This window comes from Pedobacter polysacchareus, from assembly GCF_019802255.1.
Lineage (GTDB): Bacteria > Bacteroidota > Bacteroidia > Sphingobacteriales > Sphingobacteriaceae > Pedobacter > Pedobacter polysacchareus.
On sequence record NZ_JAHYSS010000004.1, the window covers coordinates 585,412 to 602,329 of the forward strand.

Genomic DNA, 16,918 nt, shown 5'->3' on the forward strand with positions numbered 1-16,918 from the left:
AAACAACCGTTTTTCACCCCCCGGTTTTTTGAATTGGCTACAACTTTACGAGAAACCAAATAGCTGTTGTCTCCCAGGCAACAAACAAACCAAAAAAACAATTATGATGAAACCTTACTTAAAAGTAAAGGGTATGAATGGATGTGGTAAGTCTCTTTTTAAGTGGCTGATGATACTCCTATTTTTCCCACTTTCTTTAGCTGCTCAAAAAAATAAGGGCAATAAAGGAACCAATAGCTCAGCTGAAACCCCTGGATTGCTGAAGGGTAAAATCACCAGCATTTATGGCGAGCCACTGTTCGGTGTATCCGTTAAGAATAAGACCGCTGGAACGGATGTGATTTCAGGTAAGAATGGTGATTATGCACTTTTGATTGATTCAGGAGAGGTCATTGTCTTTTCTTTAAAAGGATATCTTGTTCATGAACAAGTGGTAACCGGAAATAAATTGAACATGGTATTGACGGAAGCCGAAAAACCACAATCGGTTGTTCAGCGACTATATGATACTCAGAAAAAGTCGACCAGCATCTTATCCACTGAAAGTGTATATACTAAAGACCTGCTAAGTTCTCCTGTTACCGCACTAAACAACGCATTATCAGGAAGACTTTCCGGCTTATCAACCCTTCAATCTACTGGAATTCCAGGTTTGGATGCTGCGGGATATGCTTTACGGGGACAGGATCCAACGATACTTGTAAATGGAATCCCCAGAGACCTGATTTCCATTGATTTTGAGCAAATAGAATCGGTAACCGTGCTTAAGGATGCTTTGGCAACGGGAATGCTGGGGCTGAGGGGTTCAGGCGGTGCCATACTGATCACCACCAAACAAGGAGAGGTTGGTAAACAGAAGATCTCATTTACTGCTCAAACGGGGTTACAAAGCCCGGTTAAGCTGCCTAAAACATTAGCTGCCTATCCATATGCGAATTTATATAATGAAGCTTTGTTGAATGATGGCAAGGCGCCTGTATATTCATCAGCTGATTTGGAAGCCTATAGAACAGGATCTGATCCGATGGGACACCCTAATGTAGATTGGTATAAAGAAATATTAAGGAACAATGCGCCATTTACACGTTATAACCTGAACACTTCCGGTGGAGGTAATAATGCCAGGTATTTCCTGGATGTCGATTACCTGGATCAGCAGGGTTTGCTAAAAACTTCCGATAAGAATAGTTACAATACAAACGCTGATTTTAAAAGATACATCGTACGTACTAATATTGATGTGGACCTGACAAAGAACCTGACGGTTAATTTAAACCTGTTTGGGCGTATTGAAAATGGAAATTCACCGGGGGCGAGAAATGTAATCAACTTTAACGGGCGTGAGGTAAATCTAGGCGTAAATAGTATTTTCAATTCCCTTGCCAGTACCCCTAATGGCGCTTATCCGATGCTGAACCCAGATGGTTCTTTAGGAGGAAATAAGGACTTTCAGAATAATATTTATGGACAGAGCACACAATCTGGTTATACGCTAAGCTATGGCAGGGAGATGTCGGCAGATGTTTCATTTAAACGAACACTGGATGATGTGACTAAGGGATTATGGTTAAAAGGGCTGGTTTCTTTTAATACTAATCTTTCGGAAGTGACCTCCAGAGGTAAAACATTTGCAGTTTATCAAGGGCAAAACGGCCCATCAGGAACCACTTATCAGCGTTTTGGTACTGATGGAACGATTGTGGCCGGTACCAGCTTAAACACTTACCAGTATAAAAACTTCTATTCAGAGCTTTCATCAGGGTACGATAGAACCTTCGGGAACCATCATGTGAAAGCCCTGGCAAATGCCAATATTCAGAACATATCTATCTATAGCGACCTGCCTTTAACTTATCAAACGCTTGCTGGATCAGTAGCTTACGATTACAAGGAAAAGTATCTTGCCGAGGTGGTTATGAGTTATAGCGGTTTAAATCGTTATCCCGACAACAAAAGATTCGGCCTTTTTCCTACTGCTGGCCTAGGTTGGAATATTGCTAAAGAAAGCTTTATCGCTGATCATGTGAAATGGTTAAACACCTTGAAACTTCGTGCTTCTTATGGCCGCACAGGTAATGCAAATGCAGGATATTTTGTCTACAATCAATATTTCGCAGATGGTGATGGTTATTATTTTGGCGGTGGCTCAGGAACGTTTGTGTATTCCGTTAGGGAACAAACCCTGGCCAATCCTAATATTACCTGGGAAAAAGCAAATAAGCTGAATCTGGGTATAGACCTGAGCTTGTTTAATGATAAGCTGACGTTAACGACCGAATATTACCGCAATAAATACTTTGACTTGCTGCAGGTGAGAGGAAAAAACACGGCAATTATTGGAAATACTTATCCGCTTGAGAATATTGGAACCACCAATTATACCGGGCTGGATTTTACGGCGAGTTATCGCAATCACCTCAACAACTTCAATTATTTTGTTTCTGGAAATCTAACCGCAAACAACAAAATCATCAAATATCAGGATGAAGTATTTCGTGAGTATGATTGGATGAAACGTACCGGACAGCGTACAGACCAGGTTTATGGTTATCAGGCGGATGGTTTTTACCAGAATGCAGCGGATATTGCAAACAGTCCAAAAACAGAGGGGTATAATCCTGTTCCCGGCGATATTAAGTACAAAGACCTCAATGGTGATGGGGTGATCAACCAATTCGATATAGAAGGTCTAAAAAATAATAAGGCGATTATTTATTATGGATTCTCTCTTGGTTTTGATTTTAAGGGCTTTGACTTCAGTGCGCTTCTGCAGGGAGCCGCAAACCGGATGATCTATCTATCGGGCCCTACACAATGGGAATTCCAGAATGATGGAAAAGGACAGGCATTTGAGCATCATCTGGATCGCTGGACTCCTGAAACAGCTGCCACCGCTACTTATCCAAGACTTGCAGTGGGCAGTAATCCAAACAACCAGGCGATGTCTTCCTTTTGGCTGCGTTCTGGAAATTATATGAGGTTGAAAAATATGGAAATCGGGTATACCCTTCCACAAAGATTTGCGGCCAGAATTAAACTGGCTTCCGTAAGATTTTTTGCCAATGGCATGAACCTGTTCACCATTTCGGATAACAAGGATATCGATCCTGAGGTTTACGGGACGGCATATCCTGCACTAAGAACGATCAATGCTGGTATTAACATTAAACTATAACCTTATGAGACATTTTATATACATCATATTCGGCGGATTACTGTTTTTAACCGCCTGTAAGAAAAGCAATATTGAACAGACGCCATTGGAGAAATGGACTAAAGACGTCATTTTTGATCCTACTGATTCATTGGGGAATTATGCTAAAAACTTCCTGAATGATACTTATGTACAGCTGCCTACCGGTTTTAATCGTTTAGGAACCACATTCGGTTCCATCAGTGCAAATGATATTTTGGATGCAGCCAGCGATGATGCCATTTCATCGAGAAATGCCAGCAATGTGGAGTCTTTTACCAATGGAAGAATTAGCAGTAATGCACCTGTAGATGATGCCTGGGCAAAAAACTACATTGGAATCAGAAGGGTAAATTACTTTTTGGCAAACATCGGCATCGTCCCTTTTAAGCAATCTATGGTGGTAGAAAAAAACTATTGGATTGCAGAAAGTCGCTTTTTAAGGGCGATGTTCTACTTTGAATTGTTCAAACGTTATGGTGGAGTACCTTTATTGGGAGATAGAATACTTAGTCTGGATGATGACCTTTCTTTTAAAAGAAACAGCCAGGATGAAGTGGCACAATATATCCTTTCAGAGATAGAAGCCGTTAAGGATAAGCTTAGACCTAACCCGATTCAGGATGCTGATATTGGCAGGGCTTCAAAAGCGGCAGCATTGGCCTTAAAGTCGCGCCTGTTATTGTACCTGGCAAGCCCATTGTACAATCCAGGGAATGACCCTGCGAAATGGCAGGCTGCGGCCTTAGCGGCCAAAGACCTGATGAGCCTTACTTCCACTCTCGGATTGGAAACCAGCTTTCAGAGTATGTTCTTAAACCGTAAAAATAAAGAGGTGATCCTCGCTTTTCAACGGAATGTAGGAACAAGTGTAGAGGTAGATAATGCACCAATTGGTTACACGGATGCGGTAGCTAGTAATGGATTAACCAGTCCGACTCAAGAGCTCGTTGATGCCTTTGGAATGAAAAACGGAAAAGCAATTACAGATCCTACCTCAGGTTACAATCCGAACAATCCTTATTTAAATCGTGACCCAAGATTTTATAGCACCATCTTTCATAATGGAATGATGTGGGTAAAGCGAGCAGTACAAACATTTGAGGGTGGATTGGATAAACCAGGAGGTATTGTAACTCAAACCCGTACCGGTTATTATATGCGCAAATTTATGGCTGATTTTTCTAATGCCACTACTTATAGTAACCAGACACACAATCCTGTGATCTTTAGATACGCAGAAACCTTGTTGAATTTTGCGGAAGCACAGAATGAATTCAGTGGGCCGAACTCAGAAGTGATCAAAGCAGTGGAAGACATCAGGCAGCGTGCTGGTCTTGTTCCTTTTGCCTTGCCTGCTGGTCTTTCAAAAGAACAAATGCGCATCGCCATCAGAAATGAAAGAAGGGTGGAAATGGCTTTCGAAGAGCAGCGTTTCTGGGATATCAGAAGGTGGAAAATTGCCGAGCAGGTATTAAATGGAAAATTACATGGGATGAAGATCACGCAAACCACTCCGGGAGTATTTACTTACGCCCCTTTTGAAGCATCAACCGTGAGCTTCAATGCCGCAAAGATGTACAGCTATCCGATTCCATATTCTGAAATCACCAAAAACACAAATTTAACCCAAAACCCAGGTTGGTAGGCCCTTCCGGTTCATATAAAATAAACAAAACAGGTTATGCAAAGATTTATATATATCACACTTGCAATGGTTTTTTTCCTGCCAGGGCTCCTTTTGGCACAAACCAAAGTGATCAAAGGTTTGGTAAAGGAAAGCGGAGGGCCGCTTCCGGGGGCTACTGTTGTGGAGAAAGGGCTGGCTGGAAATGGCACCCAAACCGACAATGATGGCCGATTTCAGCTGACCTTAAAAGGCAGCAGTCAGACCATATTGATCAAGAGCATTGGTTTTATCAGCCAGGAAATAAATGTATCCAATAAGAAAGAAGTCACAGTAAACCTTGCCGTAGATGCGAAAGGACTGGAGGAACTCATCGTTGTAGGTTACGGTAAACAAAAGAAGATCACCAATACTGGAGCAGTAAGTTCTATTAATGGGGCAGAAATCAGACAAAATCCTACCGCTAGTGTACAGAATACGCTCGCCGGGCGTTTACCTGGTTTCTTTTCTCAGCAAAGATCCGGACAACCGGGAAAAGATGGAGCAGATTTCTTTATTCGTGGGATGAGCAGCTATGCAGGTACTCAGCGTCCACTGATTATTGTGGATGACATTGAATACAGCTATTCGGATGTTTCACAACTGGATCCTAATGAGATTGAAAGTATTTCGATTTTGAAAGATGCTTCTACCACGGCTATTTACGGGGTAAAGGGAGCAAACGGGGTAATGGTGATTACCACCAGAAGAGGAATCTCTGGCGCACCAGTGATCAATTTCAAAACGGAACTGGGCTTACAGCAAAAAACCTTTACACCTAAGTTCCTGGGTGCTTATGATGCAGCAATATTGACCAATCAGGCATTGCGCAACAGTGATCAGTCTCTGCGTTTTACGGATAAGGATATTCAGCTTTTTAAAGATGGTACTGACCCTTATGGGCACCCGGATGTAGATTGGTACAGTACTTTGATGAATCCTACCGCATTGATCTCCAGAAATAACCTGGACATCTCCGGAGGTACAGAAAGCGTAAAATATTTTGTTTCGATGGGCTACTTATGGCAGAATGGTGCCTTAAAAGATTTCAGTTCTAAAAGTGAAGTGAACAATACCCATTACTACAAACGTTATAATTTCCGTTCTAACTTAGACGTACAAGCCACGAAGACACTGAGCTTTAAGTTGGATATGACAGGTCGTTTTGGAGAAACAAATGACCCTATTACCAACAGCCCTAATGGGAATGGTCTGATTGGCGAGATCTATAGTTATAACTTTTTACCGCCATTTGCTTATGCAGTATATAATCCAGATGGCAGTTACGCGACCGGTTCAAACCTGGGAGGCGTCAATATTGTTGGGCGTCTGGCCACACAAGGGTACAACAGAAGTTTCGACAACGATTTAAACATCACCTTTGGTGGGGTTCAGAAATTGGATATGCTGACTCAGGGATTGTCAGCGAAAGCTTTAATTTCTTACGCAAGTGCTCAGGTGAACAAAAGAGGTCTGGCAAGAACCAATACCAATTTCCCAATGTATTACTACAATCAGGAAACGGGTGTATACACGCCAAAAGATGCAACGGTATATCGGATTCCACCATATAACCTGACACGTTCTGCGGGAGGAGCTTCCAGAACTACAAACGTTCAGGCTTCCTTAAACTACGATCGCAACTTTGGGGACCATAGGATATATGCCCTCGGACTGTATAATCAAAACAGTTACATTCAGAATGACAACGCGGTAACTGATTCCAGTATTCCAGCCAATTTTAGAGGGATGACGATGAGAACCGGTTATGATTATAAACAAAAGTATTTATTGGAGTTCAATGCGGCTTATAATGGAACGGACAAGTTTGTCGGAAAGAAACGCTATGGATGGTTCCCGGCTATATCCGGAGGATGGAACATTGCGGAAGAGTCATTCTTTAAGAAGAAGGTTTCCTTTGTCAATTTGTTTAAAATCCGGGGTTCTTATGGTTTAGTAGGTTCAGATAATATTGGTGACGGTAAGTTTGTCTATGAGCAGGTGTATACCAACGACGGCTCTTATTCCTTCGGACAGCAGCACAACAATTACGCTGGGATCAAAGAAGGTACATTAGGAAATGATAACGTGACCTGGGAAAAAGAAAATAAACTGGATATCGGTTTAGATGTTTCCATGTTCGAAGGAAAACTTTCCTTTACCGTGGATTATTTCAACAACAACAGGTATGATATTTTAACGCCTAGAGCAAGTGTTCCCCTGATTATGGGGGTTGGATTGCCACCGATGAACCTGGGTAAAGTGAATAATAAAGGATGGGATGGAGAGATCAATTACAGGAATAGCTTTAAAGGCGTGCAATACTTTGCCAGAGGAACTTTCTCTTATGCGAAAAATAAGATTGTTTTCAGAGATGAAGCCAATCCTCGGTACCCTTGGTTAGCAAGAACAGGACAGCCAATCGGACAAGGATTCGGGTATATCTTTGATGGCTACTACCAAAGTCTGGAGGACATTGCCAATAGCCCTAAGCCAACTACGAGCATCAAACCAGGGGATTTAAAATACAAAGATCTGAATGGAGATGGAATTATTGACGCATTGGATCAGCGTGCTGTGGGTAGTCCGAATTTACCAAGTACCACTTTAGGACTAACCTTAGGCTTTACTTACAAAGGAATTAGCTTCAGTATGTTACTTCAAGGTGCTTATGATTATAGCATGTACTTTGCTTCTGAAGCAATTGAAGGACTAAGTGCGAATTTTCAACCGATTCATCAGCAAGCATGGACACCGGAACTGGGTAATAATGCAAAGTTCCCATTGTTAGGTACCAATAGCACGATTAGCCGTGCCAATGTATCCCTTTCAGACTTCTGGTTAGTGGATGCGCGTTACCTGCGTCTAAAAACTATGGAAATTGGCTATCAGCTGCCAACATCATGGGTGAAACCAATTGGCTTTAAAGGGATCAGGGTATATACCAATGGTTATAACCTGTTAACCTGGACTAACGTTGATAAATTCTATCAGGCAGATCCAGAGTCGGTGAATGCCTCCGGTGGAATTATCAATACCGGAGCGATTACCGCATATCCAAATCAACGCATCTATAATTTCGGTGTTACTTTCTCATTATAACGACAAAATTTCAAGACCATGAAGATAAAATTTATACACCTGGTGATGGCAGTATTTCTGCTGATGGCAGGGGCTTGTAAAAAAGGAGGCTTCCTTGATGCAAAACTGGCCAGCGACCTGAATGAAACCACTACTTTTACAGATAGTGTACGTACTATTTCTTTTTTAACCAGACTCTATACGAATGTCGGATTTAACTTTGATGCCAATAGGTGGGAAGGTGGAGGACATCCCGTGCTGGCAGATGAAGCGATCCCGGTTCGATACACAGGACCACAAAATGATGCCATTCTAATGGCCAGTGGCGCCCTTTCGGCCTCGAGTACTAACGTCGCGAAACAAGCCGAAGTACTGAACAACTGGAAATTGCCATGGGAGAATATCCGTAGGGCAAATGTATTCCTTAGCAATATAGACCGCAGTCCGCTGAGTGCCGGTTTAAAGAAAAAACTGAAAGCCGAATCCCGTTTTTTACGCGCATGGTATTATTTCCAGCTGGTAAAAGTATATGGAGGGGTGCCTTTGATCGGTGATGTGAATTATGGAATTGCAGATAATATTGATTTGCCGCGTTCCAGTTACAGCGACTGTGTAGATTATATCGTGAACGAATGTAATGCGGCAGCAGCAGATTTACCAGATTTCGATACTCAGCTGCAGCAAGATTATGGGCGTGCTACAAAAGGAGCCTGTATGGGCCTTAAATCAAGAATGTTATTGTACGCAGCAAGTCCATTGTTTAATGGGGAAGGAATTGCAGGAGATGCGGCACTGAAAAGTATCACTGGTTATACAAATGTAGATCCGGAACGCTGGAATAAAGCAGCACAGGCCGCTAAAGACATCATCAATTCAGGTACATATTCCTTAAGAGAAGATAATATTACTCGTCGCGGATATGGTTTTTATAGTGTGTTTTTGACTCGTTACAATAGAGAATACTTGTTCGGAGGAATGAAAGCACCTAATAGAGAATATGAAAATAACTTGCTGCCAACTTCCAGAACAGGTAGCGGAAAATCAAGCGCGCCAACACAGCAATTGGTCGATGCTTTTGGAATGGAAAATGGCTTGCCGATTACCGATCCTGCTTCCGGATACAAACCTAATGATCCTTATGTGAAACGTGACCCTCGCTTCGGAAATAGTATCATTTACAATGGCTCTACATTTTTCCTGACAAGTAGTAATGCCATGGTAGCGGTAAATACATTTGTAGGCGCCAGTCCCGATGGACCGGCAGCAACAGGGCCAATCGCTATTCCAGGCTATTACTGGAGAAAGATGATGGTAGAAGATGGTGCTGGTAATACCGACCGTTGTTATCCATTGATCAGGTATGCCGAAATTCTGTTGAATTATGCAGAAGCCTTGAATGAATATCAAGGGCCGACCACTGAAGTGTACTCAACGCTGATCCAAATCAGGAAACGTGCAGGGATTTTACCTGGTTTAGATGATAATTATGGCCTTAAAACAGGCATCAGCAAAGCAGATATGCGTTTGGTAATTCAGAATGAACGTAGAGTGGAACTGGCATTGGAAGAACACCGCCTTTGGGATGTGAGGAGATGGAAAATTGCAGAGGTGACTGATAACGTGATGCTAAAAGGCATGAAAATTACTAAAACAGGAAATACACTGACTTATGAAGTGATAGATATCAAACCGCATTTTTTCAGACCAGCCTTTTATTTATTCCCAATTCCGGAGTCAGAAATGGCCAAGTCACCAAAGTTTGTGCAAAATCCAGGCTGGTAAGTATTTTTTTCTTTAAAAGAGGCGGGAATACCCTCGCCTCTTTTAAGTACTTTAACGGCAATAAATTTAATTTAAAATAAACAGGTCGGTGATCTGTTATATGAAGTAGATAATGAGAGATAAATTCCTGTTTTCCTGTTTGATAGCGCTGATTTTTTTTGTTGGAGGAAGCTCCACAATGAAAGCTCAGAATTTGATCAGCAAGAGTAAGTATTATGTGGATAGTGAGAATGGTAATGATGACTATTCTGGAAAGTCACAAAAGTTAGCCTGGAAATCATTAAATAAAGTTAACGCACAAACATTTATTCCCGGTGATCGCGTTGCCTTTAAAAGAGGCGGTAAATGGAAAGGGCAATTGCTGCCTCAGGGCTCCGGAACAAAGGAAAACCCGATTGTTTTTACCGCTTATGGAAAAGGCGAGCTTCCGGTTGTTGCTGCAGAAGGCAAGTTTAAAGATGCTGTACTGCTAAAGAATATCAGCAATATTGCTCTGGAGAATTTAGAGCTATCTAATTATGATGCTCTAGTCAAAACGCAGAAAACAGGTCCCACCGGGGTCCGTATTCTTGCGGAAAATATTGGAACGATTAGTAATATCCGCCTTTCTAACCTGTATGTACATGACATTAATGGCGACAATAAAAAAGGAAGCAACGAAGGAAACGGAATTTTCTGGGATTGTCAGGGGCCAAAACCAAGTAATATTGAAAACCTGCTGATCGAAAATTGCAAAGTGGTTAAAGTGGATAGAAACGGAATTCGTGGAAATGGAACTTTTGCCTTCCGTGACCAATGGTTTCCAAATAAAAATTTAATCATCCGTGGCTGTACCCTGGAAGATATTGGCGGAGACGGGATTGTAGTCAAAGCATTTGATGGTGCTTTAGTAGAGCACAATAAGCTGTTTCACATCAGAACCCGTGCTAAAGACAATGCAGTTGGTATTTGGCCGCATAGCAGCGACAACACGATCATTCAATACAATGAAGTAGCTTTTACGAAAAACCTGGATTGGTCTAATGACGGACAATCATTTGACATCGATGGGAATTGCAACAACACCATCATTCAGAACAACTATAGCCATGACAATGATGGCGGGTTTATGCTGGTGATTTCGGATGCGATTAATGCAAAAAGTAAAATGACTACTAACAGCATCATCAGGAATAACCTGAGTATAAATGATGGCAATAAACGCAAGCGCCTGTTCAATTTTGCTTTAGTCACAGACAATACCCAAATCAGCAATAATATTTTTTATAACAGTGGACAGGATTCCCTGAAAATGGAATTGATAGACATCGAACATGGCGTACCTAAAAACGTAGTGCTGGATGGTAATATCTTCGAATATCAAGGATTAGCCACAGGGATTTTTACCAAATCTGCTAAACAATATGCCGCTCTAACCTGGACTGGTAATTTGTTTAAAGGTAATATTTCAGGAAATGATCAACTACTAAATGTTAAACAAGGAACAGCGATTAAGAAAAAGAATTTGAAAGAATTTCCTTGGAATTTCATAAAGGTGTTAAAACTTGAAAAATTATTCTAATTTATTATATTTAAACTATATGTGAATATTTAAATAATCAAACAATCATCCCTAAACCAAATTTATGAGAACCAAAACTTTAGCCCTTTGCCTATTAATGGCAACTAGCCTCTTTGCGTGCAAGAAATCTCAGGTTGCAACTGACGTAACTGCGTTAGCAATGAGTACGGATACGGTATACACTAGTCCGCAGTCGCGCAACTTGAACCTGGTTTATTTTGTGCCCAACGACCTTGATACGCTTCCTGCGTATCAAAAGCGTTTAAGTGAGCTGATGTTATGGACGCAGAATTACATGAAACAGGAAATGCTGCGTAACGGATACCCAAATAAAACCTTCGGAATGTTTGCCGATCTGAGTATTAACCGGGTAAAGATCATCACCATCAGAGGTACCAAACCAAAAATTGATTATTCGTATTCCAGCGGTGCTGGAAATGTGCAGGCGGAGATTAACGCCTATTTTACCGCACATCCCACAGAGAAAACAAGTGACCATACGCTGGTGATCTTACCGAGATATAGTTTCCGCCCAGATGGAACACCGGATGGAGGACCTTTCTTTGGCTTGGGGAGATGGTGCTTCGCATTGGATTATGAAGGACTGGACATCAAAAACCTTGGAAAAACTGATACCGAAGGCAATCGTTTCAGTGTTTGGTTCGGCGGACTGGTACATGAGCTGGGCCATGGATTGAACCTACCGCACAATTGCCAGAAAGTTTCTGAAAATGCAACACTTGGTATGGCTTTAATGTGGGCAGGAAATGGGACGCTAGGGAAATCAAACACCTTCCTGACTGCTACAGATTGTGCCATTCTAAATGTCAACCAGATTTTTAACAACGACAGCAAAACTTATTACGGGGCTGTGAATGCCAGGGTAACCAGGATTCATGCGGATTATTCGGCCACAAAATCAGCAATTGTACTTTCCGGTAGATTTACCAGTGATACGAAAGTAAACAGCATCGTATATTACAATGATCCGAATGTAAACAATGAAGGGGTAGGGGCAAACAAAGATTATAATGCCGTCACCTGGGAATCTAAAGCGATTGGAACAGACAGCTTTTATGTAGAAATGCCAATTGCTGATTTTAAATATAAAGATGCTAGTCCTTATGAATTGCGCTTAAAATTGGTCCACGATAATGGAACAGTCACACAGAATAGCTATGCTTATAAATTTGTGAATGCCTTACCAGTTCTGGAATTCAGTACTAAGAATGAAATCAGTAAAGCAGGCTGGTCTATTGCCGCTTTCAGCTCCCAGCAAACTACTGCTATTGCAGCAAATGTGATCGACAACAACTTATCAACCGGATGGCATAGCCAGTGGTCTGTAGCGCCAGCCGCAAGCTATCCACATTTTATTACGGTGGATCTGGGACAACTTAAAACCCTGGATGGCTTTACTATTTTAAATGGCGATAGACGTGCGATTAAAGACGTGGATATTTTATACAGTACAGATGGGATCAATTTCAGCCTGGCCTCCACTTTACAAATCCCTAAACTAGGTTCTATTCAAAACTTTGCTTTTCAAGCACCATTGAGTTTCAGATATTTTAAAATCCTGGCGAAATCAAGCTGGGATGGCGAACAATTCGCACAATTTGCCGAGTTAGGCTTCTATAAAAATTAACATAATGCATCGACAAAAAATTATTGCCACGATCCTTTTCTTTCTATTTCAACTGGCTGTGACAACAGCAAAACCTGTTTCTAGTGTATTCAATGGGAGGGAAACCATTCCGTTTAATGCCAACTGGCAATTTTATTTTGCATACAACTTTGAACAAGGCATCAAAAAAGAAACTGTCAATCTGCCACATACCTGGAATGCCAATGAGGTATTGGAAGGACTGGCGGAATACAAACGCAGTTCGGCGATTTATGAGAACAGTCTGAATGTTCCAAACGAATGGGGTGCTAAAAGACTATTCCTTTATTTCGAAGGTGCGAATAGTGTGGCCACAGTATTTGTAAACAACAAAGCAGTTGCGGAACATAAAGGTGGTTATACCGGATTTGCGGTAGAAATCACCGACTATGTGAAGACCGGTCATAATTCGATCGCGGTTCAGGTGAGCAATGCTTACCGTTTGGATGTGATTCCATTACATGGCGATTTCAATATTTATGGTGGCCTGCACCGTCCGGTTTCTCTGATTGTCACAGAAAAAAACTGTATCAGTCCGCTGGACTATGGTTCTTCAGGCCTGTACCTGACGCAGAAGGCCGTTTCTGAAAAATCCGCTGATCTGGAAATCCTGACAAAATTATCTTTGTCCGATGCTAAAAATCTGAGCCTTAAAACGACCCTTTTCGATCAGGCTGGAAAGGAAATACGTTCCATCACTCATCCAGTAAACGAGGGAGAAGGTACTGGAACAGCCACTCAATTTAAGACACAAATGCACATCCTAAATCCACATTTGTGGAATGGTAAAGCCGATCCTTATTTGTACAGGGTAGCCGTAGATTTGCTTCAGGATGGAAAAGTCATCGATCATGTCTCTCAGCCTCTGGGTTTCCGTTATTACCACGTAGACCCAGATAAAGGTTTTTTCCTGAATGGGAAATACCTAGATTTATATGGTGCAGGAAGACATGAAGACTGGTCCGGGAAAGGTTCTGCCTTAACCGATGCAGATCATGATCAGGATATGGAGCTGATGAAAGAAATGGGAGCAACAGCTGCCAGGCTGACCCATTATCCGCATAGCAAGCATTTCTACGATTTATGTGATCAGAATGGCATGGTATTGTGGTCGGAGATTCCATTTGTAGGCCCAGGAGGGTACACTGGAACTGGCTATGTGAAAGATCTGCAGCTGGAAGAAAACACAAAGAAGATGCTGAAAGAACTGATCCGTCAGAATTACAACCACCCTTCAGTATGTTTTTGGGGCTTATTCAATGAGCTAAAACTCAATTATGATGATCCACAGCCTTTTATTAAAGAACTGAATGAATTGGCGAAAGCTGAAGACCCGGGAAGATTGACCACATTGGCTTCTAACCTGGGGCCGGCTAATTTCACTGACCTGACAGACCTGATGGGTTGGAATCAGTATTTTGGCTGGTATGGCGGCAGCTTTGATCAGGTGGCCAAATGGGCAGATCAAACGCATAAAGCCTTGCCTGCTAAACCAATTTCTATCTCAGAATATGGTGCAGGGGCGAGTCCCTTCAAACACATCGAAGAATTAGCTGCTCCGGAAGCAAAAGGGCGCTTTCATCCGGAAGAATGGCAAACCGCATTCCATGAAAAACATTGGGAAGAACTGAAGAAACGTCCTTATATCTGGGGTAAATTTATCTGGGTACTGGCAGATTTTGGTTCCGCAATCCGAACGGAAGGCGACAACAATGGCATTAATGATAAAGGGCTGGTGACTTACGATCGCAAGATTAAAAAGGATGCTTTCTATTTTTATAAAGCAAACTGGAACCCGGAGCCGATGGTATACCTTACTTCCAGAAGAAATACGATGCGTACCAAAGCAGTCACGCCAGTGAAAATCTTTAGCAATTTACCATATGCAGAGCTTTGGATCAATGGGAAAAGCCTGGGTAAAAAGAAAAAGAATGCGATGAACACGATGATCTGGGAAAATGTGAAGCTGAATAAAGGGAAAAATGAGATTCTGGTAAAGGGGAAGTCCGCTGGTGGAACGCTAGCAGATACCTGCATCTGGGAACTTCAATAATGGTAGGTCAGACTGTGCTGAACTGAGCCCATGCCGCCTACAAAAAACGCCCTCTGAATCTTCAAAGGGCGTTTTTGTTGAAGCGATCAACTTTTATGCAAATCTCTTTTATTTTTAAAGGTGATAACCCTGACTTTGCATTTCTGCAGCAATAAAACGGTGATATTGCTCTGTATCCAGCGGATAATCCCAGCAGCCCATTCTATGGTATAACTCTCCTCCAAACCCTGTTTTAAACTTATAAAGACCATATAAGGGATGGGCAGGATCTGGCTGCGGAGCTACCCCAAAGAAATCGTATTCCAGGCATCCTTTGTTTTTAGCAATTTTCATCGCTTCCCATTGTAAGGCATATGTGGCCATGTAATTTCGGTTACTGGAGGAGGAAGCCCCATAAAGATAGGTGCCTCTTTGTCCGGCAATCACGAGAAACATGGCTGCCAATGGTTGCCCCTCGCTATCGGCCAGCAATAGCTCTACTTCTGCCGGCGAAGCGGTATCGGCTGCACGCGCAGAAAGCACCGTTCTGAAATACTCAATATCATTGATATGGATGCGGTTTCTGATCGCAGTTTCCTGATACAACGCGTACCATACATGAAGGTTTTCCATGCCTACTCTGGTTACATTTACCCCTTTTCTATGAGAAAGGTTGATGTTATACCTGGTTTTAGGCTTCATGGAATTCAGCAAAGTGCTTTCGTCTTTTTGCAGGTCCAGGAAAATAGTGTTTGAAGGCAGGATGTCTGAATTTGTCTTTTTCAGGTTCCAGTTCGTCGTATTGAAATTAAAACGAAACTCCTGGTATTTCTTTTCCGGCGGACCATTCCAGATTCCAGACTCATCAAAGCTGTCGTTTTCTTTTGCCCAATGAGACTCCCAGGCCAGGTCATACCTGATCAGGATACATTTTTTAGGAAGATGGGCACGGAGGTTCTCCGACAACTCTTCCAGGAATTTACCCTGGTATTCTTCATTGGGTTCGATTTCTGGCCCATAAGGAACGTAAGCAATGCTATGTTCGCTATCCAATGGCTGAAGTAATACCAGAAAATCAGCATGGGTATAAGTATTCGTTAAAGCATCATGATAAATGTCTTCATTGCCGACTTTAAAATTGAATGCTTTAGATTGGAGGCCTTGTTGGGTTTTTACTTCCGACCAGAATGCAGTTTGCTGAACTATTGAAGTCTCATAAACTTCTTTAATGTCTTTTTTGTCAATGGCTATATTCATCTTTTTCCTTTCCAACCGCAAAGGTCGGGAATTATATGATGATAAGCCAATTTAACACAGATTAGTCCCTGGCATGGAAGCAGGGCCGGCATCTTGGCTCGTAACTATCTTTCTCTCCAAGAAGGACTTTTGACTGATCGGCTGCGGTGCGGTAAGAATAGGCTGCGGGACTGCCGCAACGGACGCATATCGCATTTACTTTGGTCACCAGTTCTGCAATGGCCATCAAATTTGGCATTGGACCGAATGGTTTTCCACTAAAATCCATATCTAAACCTGCAACAATTACACGGATGCCGCGCTGCGCTAGAATATTACAGACTTCAGGAAGATTTTCATCAAAAAACTGGGCTTCATCGATGCCCACCACCTGCACATCCGTATTTAGTAACAGAATGGCAGCAGAGTTGTCCACCGGCGTAGAAGGGATAGAATTCCTGTCGTGGGAAACAACGTCACGATCATCATATCGGGTATCAGTGGCGGGTTTGAAGATTTCTACTTTTAATTTAGCAATCGTTGCACGCTTTAATCTTCTTAATAATTCTTCTGTTTTACCTGAAAACATAGAGCCGCAAATTACCTCTATACTCCCGCAAAACTCTCCTCTTCTGTAATTTTGTTCGCTGAATAACATCTATGATTGTGATCTTTATAGCCCACTAATATCGAAATTTTGT

General features: G+C 42.0%; 9 protein-coding genes. 7 read left to right on the forward strand and 2 right to left on the reverse strand.

Annotated features, from left to right (window positions below; genetic code table 11):
* Window positions 1-169 precede the first annotated feature (169 nt).
* From K7X70_RS13785 to K7X70_RS13815, 7 genes are all read left to right on the forward strand, one after another.
* Window positions 170-3,175 carry a SusC/RagA family TonB-linked outer membrane protein gene (locus K7X70_RS13785; RefSeq protein ID WP_438268960.1) on the forward strand — a complete coding sequence of 1,002 codons (3,006 nt, stop codon included), beginning with the start codon at window positions 170-172 and terminating at the stop codon, window positions 3,173-3,175.
* A gap of 4 nt (window positions 3,176-3,179) precedes the next feature.
* Window positions 3,180-4,841 carry a RagB/SusD family nutrient uptake outer membrane protein gene (locus tag K7X70_RS13790; protein ID WP_222537600.1) on the forward strand — a complete coding sequence of 554 codons (1,662 nt, stop codon included), beginning with the start codon at window positions 3,180-3,182 and terminating at the stop codon, window positions 4,839-4,841.
* Between the two features lie 36 nt (window positions 4,842-4,877).
* On the forward strand, window positions 4,878-7,961 hold the full coding sequence (locus tag K7X70_RS13795) for a SusC/RagA family TonB-linked outer membrane protein (RefSeq protein WP_222537601.1): 3,084 nt from the start codon (window positions 4,878-4,880) through the stop codon (window positions 7,959-7,961).
* An 18-nt stretch (window positions 7,962-7,979) separates the two neighbouring features.
* The gene (locus tag K7X70_RS13800) at window positions 7,980-9,722 is read left to right on the forward strand and encodes a RagB/SusD family nutrient uptake outer membrane protein (RefSeq protein WP_222537602.1); all 1,743 of its coding nucleotides are present in this window, start codon (window positions 7,980-7,982) and stop codon (window positions 9,720-9,722) included.
* A 178-nt stretch (window positions 9,723-9,900) separates the two neighbouring features.
* Window positions 9,901-11,283: a right-handed parallel beta-helix repeat-containing protein gene (locus K7X70_RS13805; RefSeq protein WP_222537603.1), complete on the forward strand. Its 1,383-nt coding sequence runs from the start codon at window positions 9,901-9,903 to the stop codon at window positions 11,281-11,283.
* A gap of 64 nt (window positions 11,284-11,347) precedes the next feature.
* A complete protein-coding gene (locus K7X70_RS13810) occupies window positions 11,348-12,931 on the forward strand; it encodes a discoidin domain-containing protein (RefSeq protein WP_222537604.1) in 1,584 nt (527 codons plus the stop codon).
* A 4-nt stretch (window positions 12,932-12,935) separates the two neighbouring features.
* Entirely contained in the window at window positions 12,936-15,002 is a 2,067-nt protein-coding gene (locus K7X70_RS13815) for a glycoside hydrolase family 2 protein (RefSeq protein WP_222537605.1), read from the forward strand.
* A gap of 114 nt (window positions 15,003-15,116) precedes the next feature.
* Here K7X70_RS13815 and K7X70_RS13820 read toward each other — a convergent pair whose 3' ends face one another.
* A complete protein-coding gene (locus K7X70_RS13820) occupies window positions 15,117-16,238 on the reverse strand; it encodes a lipid II:glycine glycyltransferase FemX (protein WP_222537606.1) in 1,122 nt (373 codons plus the stop codon).
* A 61-nt stretch (window positions 16,239-16,299) separates the two neighbouring features.
* Entirely contained in the window at window positions 16,300-16,875 is a 576-nt protein-coding gene (locus K7X70_RS13825; RefSeq protein WP_222537607.1) for a thymidine kinase, read from the reverse strand.
* Between the last annotated feature and the right edge of the window lie 43 nt (window positions 16,876-16,918).

What these genes read in the sequence shown, in the direction of transcription:
- K7X70_RS13825 (WP_222537607.1), bottom strand. Translation starts at nt 16,875, where the DNA reads ATGTTATTCAGCGAACAAAATTACAGAAGAGGAGAGTTTTGCGGGAGT.
- K7X70_RS13785 (WP_438268960.1), top strand. Translation starts at nt 170, where the DNA reads ATGATACTCCTATTTTTCCCACTTTCTTTAGCTGCTCAAAAAAATAAG.
- K7X70_RS13800 (WP_222537602.1), top strand. Translation starts at nt 7,980, where the DNA reads ATGAAGATAAAATTTATACACCTGGTGATGGCAGTATTTCTGCTGATG.
- K7X70_RS13795 (WP_222537601.1), top strand. Translation starts at nt 4,878, where the DNA reads ATGCAAAGATTTATATATATCACACTTGCAATGGTTTTTTTCCTGCCA.
- K7X70_RS13815 (WP_222537605.1), top strand. Translation starts at nt 12,936, where the DNA reads ATGCATCGACAAAAAATTATTGCCACGATCCTTTTCTTTCTATTTCAA.
- K7X70_RS13820 (WP_222537606.1), bottom strand. Translation starts at nt 16,238, where the DNA reads ATGAATATAGCCATTGACAAAAAAGACATTAAAGAAGTTTATGAGACT.
- K7X70_RS13790 (WP_222537600.1), top strand. Translation starts at nt 3,180, where the DNA reads ATGAGACATTTTATATACATCATATTCGGCGGATTACTGTTTTTAACC.
- K7X70_RS13810 (WP_222537604.1), top strand. Translation starts at nt 11,348, where the DNA reads ATGAGAACCAAAACTTTAGCCCTTTGCCTATTAATGGCAACTAGCCTC.
- K7X70_RS13805 (WP_222537603.1), top strand. Translation starts at nt 9,901, where the DNA reads ATGAAAGCTCAGAATTTGATCAGCAAGAGTAAGTATTATGTGGATAGT.